General features: G+C 52.1%; 11 protein-coding genes. 4 read left to right on the top strand and 7 right to left on the bottom strand.

Annotation, left to right across the window (positions count from 1 at the left end; genetic code table 11):
- The first annotated feature begins 602 nt into the window (after positions 1-602).
- Complete coding sequence (locus AWM79_RS21770; RefSeq protein ID WP_060783760.1) at positions 603-1703, top strand: hypothetical protein; 1101 nt, start codon at positions 603-605, stop codon at positions 1701-1703.
- Positions 1704-2357: 654 nt separating this feature from the next.
- Here the strand turns inward: AWM79_RS21770 and AWM79_RS25150 are convergent.
- Both AWM79_RS25150 and AWM79_RS21775 read right to left on the bottom strand, forming a co-directional pair.
- Positions 2358-3500, bottom strand: coding sequence for a hypothetical protein (locus AWM79_RS25150; protein ID WP_156430140.1), 1143 nt, complete (start codon positions 3498-3500; stop codon positions 2358-2360).
- A 71-nt stretch (positions 3501-3571) separates the two neighbouring features.
- Positions 3572-8458, bottom strand: coding sequence for an RHS repeat-associated core domain-containing protein (locus AWM79_RS21775; protein WP_060783761.1), 4887 nt, complete (start codon positions 8456-8458; stop codon positions 3572-3574).
- A 790-nt stretch (positions 8459-9248) separates the two neighbouring features.
- Here AWM79_RS21775 and AWM79_RS21780 point away from each other — a divergent pair.
- Positions 9249-10178 (top strand): AEC family transporter, encoded by a 930-nt coding sequence (locus AWM79_RS21780; protein ID WP_060783762.1) that lies wholly within the window; start codon positions 9249-9251, stop codon positions 10176-10178.
- Positions 10179-10329: 151 nt separating this feature from the next.
- Positions 10330-11385 (top strand): permease, encoded by a 1056-nt coding sequence (locus AWM79_RS21785; RefSeq protein WP_060783763.1) that lies wholly within the window; start codon positions 10330-10332, stop codon positions 11383-11385.
- 19 nt (positions 11386-11404) lie between these two features.
- On the opposite strand, the gene mnmH is transcribed toward AWM79_RS21785, so the two are convergent.
- From mnmH to fabV, 3 genes are all read right to left on the bottom strand, one after another.
- Positions 11405-12499: a tRNA 2-selenouridine(34) synthase MnmH gene (gene mnmH / locus AWM79_RS21790; RefSeq protein WP_060783764.1), complete on the bottom strand. Its 1095-nt coding sequence runs from the start codon at positions 12497-12499 to the stop codon at positions 11405-11407.
- Positions 12499-13533, bottom strand: a complete 1035-nt coding sequence (gene selD / locus AWM79_RS21795) for a selenide, water dikinase SelD (RefSeq protein WP_017134043.1) — start codon at positions 13531-13533, stop codon at positions 12499-12501. Before selD ends, mnmH begins: the two co-directional genes overlap by 1 nt.
- A 284-nt stretch (positions 13534-13817) precedes the next feature.
- On the bottom strand, positions 13818-15014 hold the full coding sequence (fabV, locus tag AWM79_RS21800; protein WP_017134044.1) for an enoyl-ACP reductase FabV: 1197 nt from the start codon (positions 15012-15014) through the stop codon (positions 13818-13820).
- 523 nt (positions 15015-15537) lie between these two features.
- Between fabV and ppnN the strand changes: the two genes are divergently transcribed.
- Positions 15538-16911 (top strand): nucleotide 5'-monophosphate nucleosidase PpnN, encoded by a 1374-nt coding sequence (gene ppnN / locus AWM79_RS21805; protein WP_017134045.1) that lies wholly within the window; start codon positions 15538-15540, stop codon positions 16909-16911.
- 70 nt (positions 16912-16981) lie between these two features.
- On the opposite strand, the gene AWM79_RS21810 is transcribed toward ppnN, so the two are convergent.
- On the bottom strand, positions 16982-17617 hold the full coding sequence (locus tag AWM79_RS21810) for a DNA-3-methyladenine glycosylase I (protein ID WP_017134046.1): 636 nt from the start codon (positions 17615-17617) through the stop codon (positions 16982-16984).
- Between the two features lie 90 nt (positions 17618-17707).
- Positions 17708-18472, bottom strand: a complete 765-nt coding sequence (gene tam, locus AWM79_RS21815) for a trans-aconitate 2-methyltransferase (RefSeq protein ID WP_017134047.1) — start codon at positions 18470-18472, stop codon at positions 17708-17710.
- Positions 18473-19022: the final 550 nt, after the last annotated feature.

A 19022-nucleotide genomic window follows, 5' to 3' on the forward strand; every position in this document is an offset into this window, starting at 1 on the left:
GAGTTCTACCAAGAAGGTAAGGCAAAGCAGACGAGCAAGCATCGTTGATAGATTGCCAATGGGCATCACGATACCTGCGCTTAACACCGCATGGGAAGTGCAAATATACCAGTCAGATTTGGCGTCATAAGCCCTCCGGCCAGCGCTACCGGTATTCGCCATCGCGGACTCTGGCCGGTCACGGCGCCTCGCCATGCACTTCTAGCATGCGAACTTGAATTAGGGTACTAACCAGAATTTTATAGTGAAATGAAATGCTCTCGCCAGTGCGCAGAGGATTCGATAACGATATCGTGGAAGGGGAATAGATCGAAACTCTAAAACTAATAAAAATAATAAATCCAGCAAGCGGAAAAATATATAGTATCCCTTACCGAGCAGCGCTAATTATTTCAATAACAAATGGAATTGGCGCCAATGCTGAAACACCGAATATCGGCACCGGTGGAGCCCATTATAAAGATGAACGCTTTCATCTTAGAGCTTTATAATTTCATAAATTAAACTGAAGAACCTTCCCGATAATATGCCGTATACAGAATAATTAAAAATTACATAGCAAACATATCATACTCACTTGTGAAAAAACCTAGGAGTACATCATGCTTGAATCGTTTACGTGGAATCCCCAAGAAAACCAAAACTACAGCCTACCGGGGACGAATGAAATCAGTCTTCCTTCCTTTAATAAGGACCCCGCAAAATCGTTTTCGATGACTCCTCCAGCCGGAACCTTGACATTACTTTCTAGCGAATCGTCAGAATGGGGAGGGAGCTTCGATGCTACACTCCCACCTTCTGAGATTAATCTTAGCAACTCCACGCTTATCATGCGAGCAGTGCCCAATCAGCCAACAGATATCGTTGATTTTTCTATTGGGCCATACATTCCAAAAATGATCCCACATCCGTTGGTGATATTTGTCATTAGCGATTCTTCATTCGAAGCAAAGAATTTCAATACTATCAAAGCGGGTGGTCCTGCCTCTTTGGTGATTGGTATGGCGGCGGCTATCCATCTCGATCTGACGCTGAAAGGCACCAGCCTTTATCAAGTCGAATGTCTCAACTACGCCAGTACTAAAAAAATGCAAGTCATGGGTTGCTCAACTGCAAAAATCCGGGCGGAGGATATTCTACTGACATTCAGTCAATATAATATTTCGAGATCCTCGCAACCTTCGTCACAACCTCTGTCGCAACCAGATCATTACTCTCTGAATGTGGAGGCGACAACAGGCACTATAACGTTAGCCGAAACCGGTATGGTATTCAGTGAAAAAGCATGGGGTAAATTAAAAAGTACAAACATTATCTTACGCAAGAACATTGGAATAGCCGTTAACGATGACGCATCTGTGACATTTGTCACTGACCTCGTCTCATTTTATGACGTCGCGACTACTGCACAATTTTCAATTGCCGATAATGCAAATATAACATTCCAGACCTATTCTGGAGGTTATCCCTTTGATTTTAAAAACGAAAAATTAGTATACCCTGAAGGCTTATTCAACCTTCAAAAAAATTGCAAAGGGAAAATCATTCTTTACGGTATCGGTAGCGCATTCGATAAAAGCGTTATGTTGAACAAGAAGATTGTTGCAGTCGACGGTGTACCGCAATCTGACGACAAAATGGTCAATTTTGAGTACGTTCGTGGCGAAGGTAACACTCAGAATATGGTGTTATCGCTCAAGTGAATTGACATATATCATTACGCTCAGCCATACATCCGTACTCATCAAGCAGAAAACAGAATGACTTTTGCTTGATGAGTACACTGCCGTATGTAATGACAACCTTGTCCAGAAGCTAGCTGTGAATGCACGAGAGCAAATTCCAAAAAACTTCACCCGCCCCCCATTCAACCGAAAAAAGTCATCGGCGCTAAACAACTAATACCCGTTGTTTAGCGCCGCTTGGTCGTAGCCCTTCGAATGGTGCCTCGCACGACGTAAGTGCCTCCCTTTTTCTCCAACCTATCATGGGTGTTTCAGCGATGGCGATCATCCACCCTTGCAAATCAATCAACCCTTGTGCATTCAACCTGAGATGTAGCTGTTGCGGTGAATGCTTCCAACCGGGTTTGAATTGGGTGCGCGATAGACTGTTGTTCAATTAGCGTCATCCGCTGGCCTGTGTCGAACGGCTCGGTTGGTCGCCGAACAGCCAGTCCTGGATGTGGGTGTGGATACAAACTTTGATGGGAACAGTGGTTGATGGAGCGCTTAGCTCATACGTGCGTTTTCCATCATATAGTGCTTCTTCGGCTTTAGTACAACTACCTCATTTTTCGACCCCAAAATGGGGCCGAAAAATGATGAGGGTAAAAATTTTACCTGGCAGCTAAATACCTAAACATCTATTAGTGCTACTTGAGCTTCCGGTAAATCCGTTTCAAACATCTTCAGCTTAACCCGACAGGCGTTACCGTATTGCTCATACAACACTACATTAATAGGATAGTTTTGTGCCTGACCAGAAGATCCGGATAGAGTTTGCTTTACGATCACCACCGGGAGGCTTCCGGATACTCGTTGAGGGGAGAGCGATATAGGAAATTTAATTTTTCCAAGGCAATATCTATAACTTCGCCCAAGTAGTTTATACCTATTTGGTGCCTCTCCAAAAATATCTCCCTCTTCTTTATTTATATCCCAAACATAATAAGTAAAAACCAGTCTGCTACCCAAGCAATACCTTCTAAGCCATTGCAGATCATGATTATAAAATACCCTTTCCAACTGTTTTATCTCATCAGGGGTTTTATGATCCTTACCGTCATCGCTATTCACAGGGGTTATTTTTGACTTAATGAATGATTTGTCATTTTCCTTAAGTCTAATAAATGCCTGTTTTGCATAGAAAGCGGGGCGCTCATCCGAATTGATAGAACTTTCGCAAGTGGTGTCTAACTCTTTCCAGGGAGAGTATTCAATTACGCAATCGTCTTTACCATAATTTCTAGGCTTAATGGTACGAAAATCGACATGAGAGCTGAGAGTCCCGCCGAATGCAGTGGTAAAAACCTGGCCACTTCCAGGCAGCGTTACTTTAACCGCAACTCGCTTAGCACGACTCGTTGTCTGAAACAAACAATGCACATAAAAATCAATAACCCTTACAGAAGCATCGGCGCCTTCAAGAGAATATAACTCATCTTTTACTGAATCAGGAAAGCCCATATTAGGTATAGAATCGAATCCATTCGGGCGATCCGCATAGTACCATCCCTCCTCCGTTGGAGGACTGTCGTCGTCAGAACTCTTAATTAGCTCTTTACTATCATCGTAATCGATGAGCTTTAAGCTCTGCCGCACCTCCGAATCAGGCAGATCGCTTTCGCTAAGTGCATCTCCATTTGCATCAAGAGGTGAGATATATACCAAAACCTTTAACATATTCAAGCCATTGCTATATATAGGCAGCTCGCTTCTAATTGCCGATATAGAGAAGCGCCCGTTACGTACCCACTGTTTGCTTTCTGCAACAACCATAATACACCTCGTTTTCTACAGTATTAGAAACTAGCCGCAGTTACTTATAAATACTATATTGTGGCGTAACTTTATAACCTGCTTGGAATCGCAAGGAACACGTAAAAATTCTGCACCTGTTTTATAAGGGCGCTTGTTCGTTGCGGGCTGCCACTAGGAGGTGGAGCATCCCAACTAAAGCTGCGTGAAAACACACGCATATTAAACTCTTCCATAACGGGAATTTCGGCAACATCCCACGAATAAGAGCGCGGCAGTACTCTAGGCAATACAAAGTTACCCAGACTTGCCGCATCACTTACCAAGCCACTATAAAAGCTAATGTTTGACAAAACTGTGTTCGCGGTACTATCAGCGGCAGATGTCTGATCCAGAATTCGTTTTGCTATCAAGCTACCATAGCTGATGGTACCACTAACGTAGCTAGTAGCCGTTAAGCCAAGATTGACTCTTGACGCTACCCCCATGGTCCCAAGCGTGGTTCGTAAACCCAACTCTCGCACGGCGGAAGATACCCCCCTGACAACAGCAGAAGTGCCAAAAGAGAAGCCTACCATTCCTGTACCCAAGGCGACCCATCTCAATATCCTGGCTACCTCGGGTAAATTGTCACCAATAGCATTTGCGACAATTGCACTTACTCCGGAAATCAGGCTAGCGCCTGTAGTACCCATGGCAATAGCTGTTGCCAGAACACCGCTGGCCGCTGCAATGGCGAGGCCACCTGTTATTAAAGTCAAACCGATACCAAGCCCCGAGGTGATCATTCCTACCCAGCCTTTCCAACTTATCTGTCCTGTAGGGTCAGAAAAGTTAATCGGATCATCGTGACAATAGGCATAAGCGTTAATCCCGGCGACACCTAGTGGACTATTTTGGGGGCCATCTGGGCTAGTGAAACGCATGAGTTCCGGAGAGTATGTACGATAGCCATTCCCGAGGCTATAACCGTCTAGTCCAGCATCTATCCATTCTCCGTTATAGCCAATCGCACTCAAATCAGATTTATTATTGACTTTCCCTCCATATGGAGTATAGACAGGGCAAGCTGAGTTCTTATTATCCCCCGCATACACAACACTTAATTTGTTATCTGTGCCGATAAGTAATGCGGCGTCATCATGCAGCTCAGCAACCATATGGCCATCGACTGAGTTAACAAAGCTTTTCCATTTATCTCCATTTATCTCATTACTAAGCCGGCCTCCCATGTAATAAAGCTTACTATCACCTACTTTAGCCAACTTATTAAACGCATCATATCTATATTCTTTTTCGCCATTTCTTTGCAGTCTGCCCAAATTGTCGTACTGCGTTACCTTATCGCCCTCCTTGATAAGATCGCCCAGTTCATTGTATTCGTACTTCAAAACACCAGGATAACTAGGGTGGGTATTATTAACTTCCGTTAACTGACACGGATCGTCGGCATTCCCATAGATGAAGCTAGCATTATTTTCTGTTTTGTCAGAAAAAAGGCTTTGTACTGATGTGATATTATCATAAGGATCAAAGATGAAATTTTGCTCCACAATAGAATTCGAATATTTATCTAATACCAAGGGCCAGCCGGTAGCGCTGTATTTCTTCAATCTGCCTGTTTTATCATAATCAAATAATTCATTACGAACTGTACTGGTCAGATTTTTTTGTGGAGTGATGGTTTTTCGGCTCTTAAGTTTATTATCAGCCCACCAGGTCTGGTTGATCTGCAGAACGCCATACTTACTATCTTTTATAACTCTCGAAACTTCGCGACCTACTTCATCGAAATCAAGATTTGTCTCCATACTATGAATATTTTTTTTATCAGTCGACTTCCATCCATTCAGACGACTAAAAGCATCATAGGTAAACGACACATCAATTGCCGAGGTGGTCATGGCCTTTATTCGACCATATTCATCAAAGGTATTTTGTTGCGACACCCCACAGGCGTCGATAACGCTATTAGGCCCGCCCCTTAATGTCCATGTATATTTCGTTGTTTTAGAAGTGGATGAGCCGGTGGTGACCTTTTCTGATTTCAGGTAGCCGCTAGGATAATACTCTCGTTGAATGTCACTCCCAGCAGTGGACGCTGTTTTAATAAGCCCATTTTCCGGATAGTATGAATATTGCTGTGTGATATCGACAGCCTGAACTTTTTCTGACTTACGTCCAAACAAGTTGGTATATGTAAAAGAGCGACTGGTGCCGCTGGGATCGACAATGGTAGAGGGCTCTCTGTCTGCGGGCGAACCATAGACCAAACTCCAAGAACGGCTACCTACTGAACTTCGCGTGAGCCTTCCCAGCCCGTCAAATACATTTGTTCCAAGCGAGCGGCCTTCGCTATCTAACAATGAGTGTGGGTACACCTGCTTGGCAGTTTCTGCCGTGGTTTTTAACGTCACATTAGTGACCAGCGGCTCTGCAGCAAAATCCACATATTCTTTTTCGATGAAAGTGCCATCAGGCTTGGTTATTTTCACAACCCTATCAAAGTGATCGTATGCGTAGGTTTGAACGTTGCCCAGTGCGTTTGTATCACTCACCAGCCGCTTCCAGCCATCACGTACCAATGTACGGCGGCTGATAGGTTTTGAATCGACACCGATGAGGGATATACCAAGAAGCAAGCCGGCGCGATTAAAAACCTCTTCTTTCCTGGCCGTTTCCAAACTACCCGACTTAGTGACACATGTTCTGATCATATTAATCGGATCATAAGCTACCAGCTCTTCCACACCAGTATTTGAAGCTCGTTTACACTCTCGCCCCCAGTCGTCATAAGAACACCTTATTTCGTTTTTCAGAGTGTCATTAACGCTACCATCATTGATTACATAATCAAAATTCGTCGTCATAGTTTCACGACCAAAAGCATATTCACACTCTAAAATCTTCAGCCACTGGCTTTTATTTGAACTTTCCTTACCGGTAATGGGAACTCTCTTGCACAAAAGGCGACCAAGACTGTCGAGCTCATGAAAAAATTTACTACCGTCATAATCGACCACAAGTAGGCTAAATGGCTTATACTTATCTTTTTCAATGGAATACTGATAGGTTCTTACTCTTTCAGGTCCTCTACTAAATTTATCGTTTGATTCACTGACTTCTACTTCTCTAATAACGCGCCCGGCTTTATCGTAATCCGTATTTTTTGTATTTCCATAAGCATCAACGTTGGACAAAACCCTACCGGTAAAGCGAGACGATACTTGAGAGGTTTTTAGCTGTTGATTGTCGTGGGATACAAAAGTGTCCGTACTCGTTATTTTTTCATCTGCGATGCTATATTTATAGCTATGCCGGCTTTTCAGCGTTTTTTTCTTCGCGAACCATTCCTCATCAATGGCAAGCAGCCTACCTAACTCTCGCTCCGTGGTGTCATAGGAGAAGGTTCGTTTGATAAGCTTTTCAGTCTCCCCATAAAATTGAGTCTCAGTGCTTTTTAATATTACAGAGGGTTTAGTTTTATCGGGCAAACTATAGGAAAATTGCACGTTACGTTTTAATTCACCTTGGTCTTGGCTACAAGGCACTTGTGTCATTGATTTAACAAACCGTTTGAAACCTGATGGCTCTGGAGGGCAGACAGAACCGGAGCTGATGTCTGAAAATCCTTCAGGGGGGTAATAACTCCAAGAAACACTAGGTTCTATTAGCTGGCCTGTAGATTCATCCTTGACAGACTTACTCGTTGGATTGGCAAACTCATCAAATGTTGTAGTGGTCGTGATAGTTGCTTTTTTACCTCGCGGATCAGTCCACTTTTCATGACTTGCTTTTGGCAGTTGAAAAAAGGCAGGCTGCTTATCAAATGACAAACCAATTTGTGCATAATATTCAGTCTTTATTTCTTGCTTACAACTATTTTTTGTTTTCTCCTCACTGATCTGACAATGATAACTATTGAAGGTATATTTTATATCTACAACCCCATCAATCGTTTTTTGACGTTCTTCTGTATAATATTGATAATCAGACAGCAAACCATATAAATTATCAACTTTATCCGACCAAACCAAGCCAGAAAACGCACCAAGGAAATTTGTCTTAGAATGACCATAAGAACTTTCTGAGTCTGTTTCCCCATTGCTTAAACGACGTATAAAACGGCTAACATAAGGAAGTTTCGGTAAATTTGCCGACTCAGGAAAGGCATTGCCATCAAGTAGATAATCTACCGTCTCTTTTGTACCACCTGGATAAGTCGCCTCGACAAGCCAGCTCCCCCAGCCTTCCATTGACTCATATCTAAATTCCCATTTCAGTGGATTATTCATATCGATACAATAATTTAAAACGGTCTCCAGCAAGCCATTCTGAAAATTCAACTCGATACGATAACCCTCTGCGGTTCCTGGCAAAATATTTAGGGTGAGTTTTGAGCCCGGGGTGTTTCTCAGCGACAATAGAGGCTTGTCTCTACCGTAGGAGTCATAAACTATTTGAAGCAATGCAGTTTCATATAGGCCTTGCGAGGGGTACTCCCACTCCAGATACATTATTTTTCCTGTGTCGGAGTGTATTTCATACGGGGTTTTCCAGCCTGGCCCGGCTGAGCCGCCTTTAAGATACTCAACAACGCCATTTTTATAATAAATAGCATAGCTGTTTTCTTTAATTTTTTTAAATATAAAACTTTTCAACTTTTGCTGTTGAACCACTACAGAGGTTTTGTCTTCATAAACCTTATATTGATCTCCGGTCGAAAGAAAAAGCATGCCTCGATGGGTATCATAATAAGAGATCCCCGAAAGAAAACCCATGCCAAATCCACTATCAACCGTATTGAGTGGAGAATAATTAAGTGCCAGTGAAAAGTCCGGCCCTTGAAGGTCATTACCTGTTATTTTGGCAAGTTCCAAACTCACCCCGTACAACCCCGTGCGAGAATTCACACCGGAAGCAACAGCTCCAATAAAATTATTAGCCTGCGTGAAAAAATCTTTTTCTTTAGCCGCCATTTTCACTACTCCTTGTTGGACACTTAAAACACAGGATTTTATTCTTTTGGCATTGATGAGCCCTGCTTGACAATATTAATGCAAAGCCTATTAACTAAATCACTACCGCCAACCCCACTATATGAAACAAAATAGCCAGCAACACCGTTATTTTTAATAGTTTTCGACTAAATGGCTCGTGCTAATCTACACAACCCTGAAAATCCGAAGATCATACTGATCAGAAAAACACTAATTCAGTTAGACTACTTCTCTGGCTTCGTGCGAACATCGCCAATTGATAAATTTAATCATCGCTCGCTATAAACCAAACTAGTTGGCAGGCGGTGGCGTTCCATTAGCTAATTGCTGTCAAAACCATGATCATCTTATATTTTTTAAACACAATATAATCGGGGCTTCTGATTCGCCTCTGCAATCCTGCAGAAAACAAATTCAAACTAGCAAATACAACATCGATCATGAAATTCGAAGGCAACAAAAAAATAAATATGGTGCACTCAATAGTGAGCAACAGATAAGCCCGGCAATCTTCTTGCCGAAGACTGTATTAATCACATGAACCTTACTCGTTTTGCTGGTTAATCTGTCCAGACTGCGGGCACTCCTGGCCCGCAAGGGTTCGGTCAGCGATACCACGACGAGGTCGCGTCGCCTGCTTGGCGCGATCGACTCATGCGCCTTGGCTCATCAGTCTTTCTCATGAAATATCGCGGGTAAATATTGCAAGTTAACGATATCCCCCTTTACCCTTCCCCACCCCTCGCGCATGTCCAAGGCTCCGGCTTCAATGTTTTCCGTATTAAGCGTTCTGCTGCCCATCTTTGCCCTGATCCTGGTCGGTTTCATCTGCCGTCGCACTAATCGTCTGGGGCCTAATGCGGCCTCCGAAATCAACCGCATGGTGGTCTGGCTGTGCCTACCGGCCTTGTTGTTCAAAGCCACGGCGACCTCCACCTGGGAGCAGATCTGGCACCCCGGCTTTGTTTTGGCATTTACCCTTAGTACGCTGGTGATGTTTGTCCTGACCCTGTTACTGCGCTGGCGCAAGGCCGGACATTTCGCTGAAGCGAGCATCGACGCCCTCAGTGCGTCCTATGCCAATACCGGTTATATCGGCATCCCATTGTGCGTGATGGTGTTGGGCCAAGATGGTCTGGAACCGGCGTTGATCGCTTCCCTACTGGTGGTCTGTGTGCTGTTCGGGCTAGCCCTGGTGTGTATTGAGATCGGCCTGCAGACCGAGCGCCAGATACATCGGATTATCTTCAAGGTGCTGCTAGCCCTGGCGAAAAACCCGCTGGTGGTATCGCCGCTGCTCGGAGCGCTGTGGGCCTGGGGCGGCGCGCCGTTGCCGGCGCCGTTCGAGAAGTTCCTCGGCTTGTTGGGTGCCGCCACTATCCCTTGCGCCCTGATTTCCCTCGGTCTGTTCCTCGCTCACAAGCAACAAGGGCCGCGCCAGGGTGTGGCGCTGCTGGTATTGATCAAGCTGATCGTCCACCCGTCGCTAACCTGGTTCCTCGCCTTCAAGGTCTTCCACCTGCCACCGCTGTGGGCCCATTCGGCCCTGCTGCTGAGCGCCTTGCCCACCGGCACCGGGCCGTTCATGCTGGCTGAGTATTACAAACGCGAAGCCTCGGTGGTGTCGAGTGTCATCCTGATTTCCACACTAGGATCGTTGGTGACCCTGTCGTTCTGCCTTTACCTGATCGGCAACTGACGACCGCCCTTCCGGAGCCACGTCTGAACGATCATCAGCTTCGGCAATCAGGCGCCCACAAGAATCATGACATGACATAGGCTGGCTGCGGCCACAGGCTGAGTTATCATTCATCGATCAACCCTTCATTCCCCTCCGGATACTGCTCCTCATGACTTCTCTCTCCTCCACCGCCCCTGCTCGGGGTTGGTCGCTCTGGTGGAAGCCGCTGCTGTTTCTCGCCATCGCCGCCATCGGCCTGTACTACGTCAAGTGGTCGCCCTACTACGCCAAGGCCTTTGTCGCCGCCGATAGCCACAGCATCGGCGCGTCGATCATCAACGACAATCCAGACTCGCCGGTCACGGCGGCGTTAGCCTATGCCCAGGTATACTTTTTGGCGATCTGGAAAGCTGCTGTCCTGGCGGTGATTCTCGGCTCGTTGCTGCAGGTACTGATTCCCCGGGACTGGTTGTTGCGCCTGTTCGGCAGCGCCAGTTTCGGCTCGACCCTGCACGGCGGGCTGTTCGCCCTGCCCGGCATGATGTGCTCATGCTGTGCGGCCCCGGTGGCCGCGGGAATGCGCCGGCAGAATGTTTCGGTCGGCGCGGCACTGGCATTCTGGATCGCCAACCCGGTGCTCAACCCGGCCACGCTGGTGTTCATGGGCTTTGTGCTGGGCTGGGGCTTCAGTGCGATCCGTCTGGTGGCCGGCCTGGTGCTGGTGTTTGGGGTGTCGCTGATCGCCCAGCGTATTTCACGGCCTGAAACGTTGCCCGGACCCGCTGTGGAGGCGGTGGCGGCAGCCAGCAACGCGGACACTCAAGGCTTTTTTGCCCGCTGGGGCAAGACTCTCTGGAAGCTGTTCTGGAGCACCATTCCGATCTATATCCTGGCGGTCCTGCTGCTGGGTGCCGCGCGGGTCTGGCTGTTTCCCCATATCGATGGGGCAATGGGCAACGGTCTGCTGTGGTTGGTGCCGTTGGCGATCATCGGTACGTTGTTCGTGATTCCGACAGCCGCCGAGATTCCCATCGTACAGACTATGATGACTCTCGGCCTGGGCACCGCTCCCGCCGTCGCGCTGCTGATGACCCTGCCGAGCATCAGCTTGCCGTCGCTGTTGATGCTGCGTAGGGATTTCGATGCTCAGGTCCTGATCACCGTGGCGGGGCTGACGATGCTGGTGGGGATCGTCAGTGGCCTGGTGGCTGTCCTGGTTCTCTGACGCACCATGCCCTCGGCTCTCAGGTGTTCCTGCGAGCCCTGAGGTACTCCAGCACCGCCGCCTGCTCGCCGGCAAACTCGATTCGTGTGCCTTGGTTTTCCCGTTGGAAGGCATACATCGGGTCGTAGTATTCGTTGAGCAGGCCCAAAATCCAGGCACGGTGCAGGTCGACGCTACCACTGCGCTCCTGTTCCGCCAGGGCATCGGCCATCAACCCGCGTATGCGCCGATGGCGCTCGCCGCCCAGGCGTTTGTGGATATTGTCCAGGCTCGCCAGCAGCCGCTCGGCAAACAACGGGTAACCCTGCTCCCCATGGAGCGCGATAAACTCCGCGCAGAGCTGCACCACATAGTCGCGTAGGATTCGCTCGACGCGACTTTCCAAGCGGTCTTCGAGCCAGACCATGGAGAATCGCTGCATCCCCTGATACAACGCCAGCGGCAGAGCACAGCGCCCGACCATGCGGCTCTCATCTTCCAGCACGAACTGCTCGATGCCCCTTGCGCGTTTTTTCAGCAGATCCACGGCCAGACGGCTTTCGAAGTCGATATTGGACGGTTGCCCGGTGGCGCGCTTGCCGAAACTGGAGCCACGATGATTGGCGTGCCCTTCCAGGTCCAGGCTGTTGTCCAGTTGGACGATCACGTCAGTTTTGCCGGTACCGGTCATGCCCCCCAACAACAGGAAATCAGCCTGCGCCACCGCCTGTTCGACACTCTGCAGCAGGAAGGTGCGCATGGCCTTATAGCCGCCGGTCACACGCGGATAGTCGATCCCGGCGTCCTTGAGCCACTGCTGGACGATCTGCGAGCGCAAGCCGCCACGCAAGCAATACAACACACCATCGGGATGGGCCTGGGTGAAATCGACCCAGGCCTGCAACCGGGCTGCCTTGATATCGCCGGACACCAACTGGTGACCGAGGACAATGGCCGCCTGCTGACCGTGCTGTTTGTAGCAAGTGCCGACCCGCTGGCGTTCCAGATCGGTCATCAACGGCAGGTTGATCACGCCGGGAAAAGCCCCCTTGGCAAATTCAACCGGTGCCCGGGTATCCATCATCGGTACATCGTTGAGAAACAGTTGGCGGTAGTCGGTGATATCGCCGGGCATCAGCACACCTCTACCGCGTGGTGCTGTCGCTCTACCAACTGGCCGATGGGCTCCAGGGCCAGGCCCAGTTCGGCGGCGACGGCAAGAAACTCCGCCTGACCTTCGGCCGTGACCGCCACCAGCAGGCCACCGCTGGTCTGCGGATCGCACAACACGCGCTTATGCAGCTCACGCAAGGGACCGATTTTGTTCGCATAGCTGTCGAAATTGCGCAGCGTGCCGCCGGGAACACAACCTTGATCCAGGTAGTACTCCACCGCTGGCAGGCGCGGCACCTGCTCATAGACGATGCGTGCGGTGAGGCCACTGCCGTCGGCCATCTCCACCAGATGCCCCAACAGGCCGAAACCGGTGACATCGGTCATCGCGGTCACGCCCGCCAGCTTGCCGAAGCGGCTGCCGGGCTTGTTCAACGTACACATCCAGTCACGGGCCACGCCGACGTCCTCATTGCGCAGCTTGCCTTTCTTTTCCGCAGTGGTCAGCACGCCGATCCCCAAGGGCTTGGTCAGGTACAGGGTGCAGCCGGCGGTGGCGGTGTCGTTGCGTTTCATGTGGCGCTTGTCCACCAGCCCGGTAACGGCCAGACCGAAGATCGGCTCGGGGGCATCGATCGAGTGCCCGCCGGCCAGCGGGATACCGGCGGCGTCACAGACTGCACGTCCGCCACGGATCACTTCGCGAGCAATCTCCGGTGCCAGGACATTCACTGGCCAACCAAGAATCGCGATGGCCATCAATGGGTCACCGCCCATGGCATAGATGTCGCTGATGGCATTGGTCGCGGCAATTCGGCCGAAGTCGAAAGGATCGTCGACGATTGGCATGAAAAAGTCAGTGGTCGAGACCACCCCGCGTTCTTCGTCAATTGCATACACCGCCGCGTCGTCGCGGGAGGCGTTGCCGACCCAAAGCTTCGGGTCCAGGTGCTGCGCGCCACTGCCGGCGAGGATCACTTCCAGCACCTGGGGAGAAATCTTGCAACCACAGCCTGCGCCGTGGCTGTACTGGGTCAGGCGAATCGGTTCGCTCATCGGTACACCTCGCGGTCTCAAAGTCGGCGAGTCTAACAGACCCTCCGTCGTTCAGTCCGTGCAGCCTATGGCCCAATCCTGAGCATGACCGCTCCGTTTGGTATCCATGGGGCCACCGGGCAGCGAAGCGTGCCCAGAAATTCATTCGCGGCGCTCTGGGCCGTACCGTGCCTCTCGATGAAGTGGCCAAGCACAGCGACGTGTGGATCTGAGGCACCTGAACTGACGCCTCCGATCACCCGCGGTCACCGACCTGCGTGATGCCCGCAGGTCGGCATATAGCTTCAGGCCTGTATCAGGTCGACGATTGCCACGTCCGGGCTGACGTCCGCGTCGTAGTCCACGCCTTCGACACCGAAACCGAACAGACGCAGGAACTCGGCCTTGTAGCCGGCGAAGTCGGTCAGTTCGTTGAGGTTCTCGCTAGTGACCTGGTCCCACAGCTTGCCAACCAGGTTCTGTACTTCTGGGGCCAATTCCTTGTAGTCGGCACGCAGGCGGCCGTCTTCGTCGAGAATCGGCGTCGGCGAGTACAGGCTGTCTTTGTACAAGCCATAGACCTGTTCGATGCAGCCTTCGTGGACGCCCTGCTCCTTCATCACCTTGAACAGCAGCGACAGGTACAACGGCATGATCGGGATCGCCGAACTGGCCTGGGTCACCACGGCCTTGAGTACCGATACCCGTGCGTCGCCGCCCTTGGGCGCCAGACGCTCGCGAATCTTCAGGACTTTCTGGTCCAGGTCCTTCTTGGCCGCGCCAATGGAGCCGTTCCAGTAGATGTCGTGGGTCAGCTTTTCGCCCAGGTAGGTGAAGGCGGTGGTTTTCGCGCCGTCAGCCAGCACGCCGGCTTCGTCCAGGGCATCGATCCACAACTGCCAGTCTTCGCCGCCCATGACCTTGACGGTGCCGTCGATTTCTTCCTGGGTCGCTTGCGCCAAGGTGGTCACGTTGACCTCTTCCTTGTCGGTGTTCAGACCCCGCTGGGTGATCGATTGACCGATCGGCTTGAGTGTCGAGCTGTAGACCTCGCCGGTCTTTGGATCGGTGCGGCGCGGCGCGGCCAGACTGTAGACCACCAGATCGATCTTGCCCAGGTCGCGCTTGATGGTTTCGATGGTCAGGCGCTTGACCTCGTCGGAGAAGGCGTCGCCGTTGATGCTCTTGGCGTACAGGCCGTCGGCATCGGCAAACTTGTGGAACGCCGCGCTGTTGTACCAGCCGGCGGTACCGAGCTTGCCTTCATCGCCTTCACGCTCGAAAAACACCCCGAGGGTCTTGGCGCCGCAAGCGAATGCGGCGGTAATGCGCGCGGCCAGGCCATAACCGGTGGACGCGCCGAGCACCAGGACGTTCTTCGGTCCATCATTGACCGGGCCTTGCTGGGTGACGTAGTCAATCTGTTGCTTGACGTTGGCTTCGCAGCCCACCGGATGGGTGGTCACACAGATAAAGCCACGAACGCGTGGTTTGATGATCATAAGGTCCTCTTTTCTCTTAGGCCGATATCGACACTGACGACTGCAGCGTCGCGGATTCTAGTCATAGACGTTCAAAAAGCCCATGCGTCACTGCTTTTACAACAGCGGCCCGCGCGGGGAAAGCAAAATCCCCGACCTTGCATCGCCTGGATCTTGATTGTGCAGCGTGAGCGCAACATTCTAGCGCCCATCCACGCCAGAGGAGCCTGCCTAATTATCGGTGTCAGGGCTTACGCCGAATACACGTAGATGGGTGACATGGGGCATGTGGTGCGCAACGAAGGCGAAGTCCAGACACTGATCGTTCCCGCGATCGCCGACGTACCTCGGATGGCAGAGACACACCTTGACGGCTGATTTAGCTATGCTAGTGGCCTGCCGGCGCAGATGAAATGCCTGGCGATACAACGCAGCGCATGATCGCGCCTTGCCTCACCCCCGGCGTCAGACCACGCTTGACGCCGGCCTTTCTGATGCCCCAGGCACCTTGGCGCCCGGTCGCATCGCTTTCATGGAATAGAGAATGACCCAACGATCTGTAATCAATGCTTCAGTCAGCCCAAAAGGCAGCCTTGAAACCCTTTCCCAGCGTGAAGTGCAACAACTGAGCGAGGCCGGTTCCGGCAGTGTCTATACCTTATTCCGCCAGTGCGCCCTGGCCATTCTGAATACCGGCGCCCATGTCGACAACGCCAAGACGATCCTCGAAGCCTACAAGGATTTCGAAATCCGCATTCACCAGCAGGACCGTGGTGTGCGCCTGGAACTGCTGAACGCCCCGGCTGACGCCTTCGTCGACGGCGAGATGATCGCCAGCACCCGGGAAATGCTCTTCAGCGCCCTGCGCGATATCGTCTACACCGAGAACGAGCTGGAAAGCCAGCGCATCGACCTGGACAGCTCCCAGGGCATCACCGACTACGTTTTCCACCTGCTACGCAATGCCCGCACCCTGCGTCCCGGCCTGGAGCCGAAGATGGTGGTGTGTTGGGGTGGCCATTCGATCAGCAGCGAGGAGTACCAGTACACCAAGAAAGTCGGCCACGAACTGGGCCTGCGCAGCCTGGACATCTGCACCGGCTGCGGTCCCGGGGTGATGAAAGGACCGATGAAAGGCGCGACCATTTCCCACGCCAAACAGCGCATCACCACGGGCCGTTACCTGGGCCTGACCGAACCGGGCATCATCGCCGCCGAGGCGCCGAATCCGATCGTCAACGAACTGGTGATCATGCCCGATATCGAGAAGCGTCTGGAGGCGTTCGTGCGGGTCGGCCACGGCATTATCATCTTCCCGGGCGGTGCCGGTACGGCCGAGGAGTTCCTCTACCTGCTGGGGATCTTGATGCACCCGGACAACCGCGACCTGCCGTTCCCGGTGATTCTCACCGGACCGAAAAGTGCGCAAGCCTACCTGCAACAGTTGCACGCCTTTGTCGGCGCGACCCTGGGAGAAGCGGCGCACCAGCACTACCAGATCATCATCGACGATCCGGCACAGGTCGCCCGGCAAATGGCCCAAGGTCTCAAGGCCGTCAAGCAGTTCCGCCGCGAGCGCAACGACGCTTTCCATTTCAATTGGCTGATGAAGATCGATGAAGGTTTCCAGCGGCCATTCGATCCGACCCACGCCAACATGGCCGGCCTGAAGCTGCACCGCAACCAACCGGCCCATCAGTTGGCGGCCGACCTACGTCGAGCGTTTTCCGGGATCGTTGCCGGTAATGTCAAGGACAAGGGCATTCGCCTGATCGAGGAGCATGGTCCCTACGAGATCCATGGCGATGCCGAGGTCATGAAGCCGTTGGACAAACTGCTCCAGGCCTTCGTCGCGCAACACCGGATGAAACTGCCGGGCGGCGCCGCCTATGAGCCTTGCTACCGGGTCGTTAGCTGAATCAACGGATCCGCCAGGACTCTTCTGGCGGCTACCTCGGCCGCCAGACCCTGAGCGAAAGCCTGCCGATTCAGGGACGCTTGAGTGCCTGGCGCAGGTGCTCGATTTCAGCCTGGCAGGCACAGCCGGCAAGGTGATCGTTAACCATGCCCGTAGCCTGCATCAAGGCGTAGATCGTGGTGGGACCAATGAATGTCCAGCCGCGTGCCTTCAAGGCCTTGGACAAGCGCACGGAGGCCGGCGAGGTCGGGTTGGCGTTCCAGTAGTCGAAGTCCACCACGGCGGGCCGCTCATCCGCGGATGGCTCGAACGACCACATCCAGGCCGCCAACGATCCAGTCTCATCCACCAATTCGCAGGCACGCTTGGCATTATTGATCGTCGAGAGGATCTTGCTGCGATTACGCACGATGCTTGGGTCATCCATCAGCCGGGCCACGTCCGCGTCGCCGTACTGAGCCACGCGCCTGAAATCGAATTGATCAAAGGCTGCGCGGAAGTTCTCGCGCTTGCGCAGGATGGTGATCCAGGCCATGCCTGCCTGAAAACCCTCCAGGCAGATTTTCTCGAACAGAAGAATATCGTCGGTGATGGGACGTCCCCACTCCGCGTCGTGGTAACGGGCATACTCGGGCTTGGAAGAACGCCAGAAACATCGGGTGATACCCGCCTCATCGACCGTCAGCCCCTGGGAAGTCGTATCCATGCCTTACCTTGCCTTTGTTCGCTAGGAGTCATGACCAATCCTGACACAACGTGTGACACTCTTGCACCGATTCTTTTGCGACAACGCCAATCAACGCATCGCGACCACAAACAACCGTGGGAACGGCAACAGCACGGTGCCATCAACCGACGCCGGATAGGCTTCGCTGATCGCCGCCAGGTAACGCTGCAGGTAAGCGGTCTTTTCCGCCTCGTCCAGCAGCGCCAGGTACGGTCGCAGAGCGGAGCCCTTGAACCACTCGACGACCGCCGCATGCCCACCCGCTAGCGGATGGTGGTAAGTGGTACACCAGACATCCACTGTCGCGCAGTGCCGCCGCAGCAACTCATAATAGAAAGTCGCATCGTGCCGTGGCGGATGGCGAACTGCGCCGATCTTGGCCGTCCACGGCCCGTGCGCCGCCACTTCGCGGGCCAGCCGGTGGGACGGTTCCTGCATATTATCCGGGGTCTGCACCGCCAGAGTGCCACCGGCGACGAGCTTGCTCACCAGATGAGGATAAAGCGTGGCGTGATCCTCCAGCCACTGCAGCGAGGCATTGGCCAGAATCACATCGAAGGCTTGCTCAGGGTCCCAGGTCGCAATATCGGCCTGTTCGAAATTCAGCTCGGGCAAACGTTGCCGGGCACTGGCCAGCATCTCCTCGGAACTGTCCATGCCAGTGACCCGCGCCTCGGGAAAACGCCGCGCCAGGACCTCGGTGGAATTGCCCGGACCACAGCCCAGGTCGACGGCCACCTGCACCGACTTCGTCGCAATCGCGGCGACCAGATCGCGGACGGGACGGGTACGTTCAGCTTCAAAGGTCGAATATTGCTTGGCTGACCAGCTCATCACGCTTCCTCTTGTGTGTGGGGAGTGAGCACCGCGTAGGGTTTGCAAACCATGCTGACAAATGCCAGCAAAGGCAAGCGGCTACACGCCGAAACCAGGCGCAGAGTCTGCGTGCGGTATTGTGCCGTGGCGTTCGCATCACCCCTATACCAAATAGGAAGTGCTCAACACCGGTGTTGTCAGCCATGAATCCTGCACCACATGCCGTAGAGACAACTCAGTCGCTTCAATAGCCCAGCGCTACCGCCGCCTCTTGGATTGACCCTTCGATAAAACCACCATATAGTGTGCCCACTTAAAATAAAAACACTACATGCTGTGCCATACCACTCCTACGGCACCGCTCACTTCCCTGGAGCGCCAGGGTTTTCCGATGCCTGTTTGTGCTGTGAATCCTGTTGACCGGGAGTTGCAAACGCGTGCCTACCTGCCTGGGGAGAAGGCAGTGAATCGGGTCTACACACACTTCATACAAGGAATATCCGATGCTCAGCTGGGACGAATTCGACAAAGAAGAAGGCGAAGTAGCGGTCAAGGGCGCCAACGCCGG

The organism is Pseudomonas agarici, from assembly GCF_001543125.1.
GTDB classification, from domain to species: Bacteria; Pseudomonadota; Gammaproteobacteria; order Pseudomonadales; family Pseudomonadaceae; genus Aquipseudomonas; species Aquipseudomonas agarici.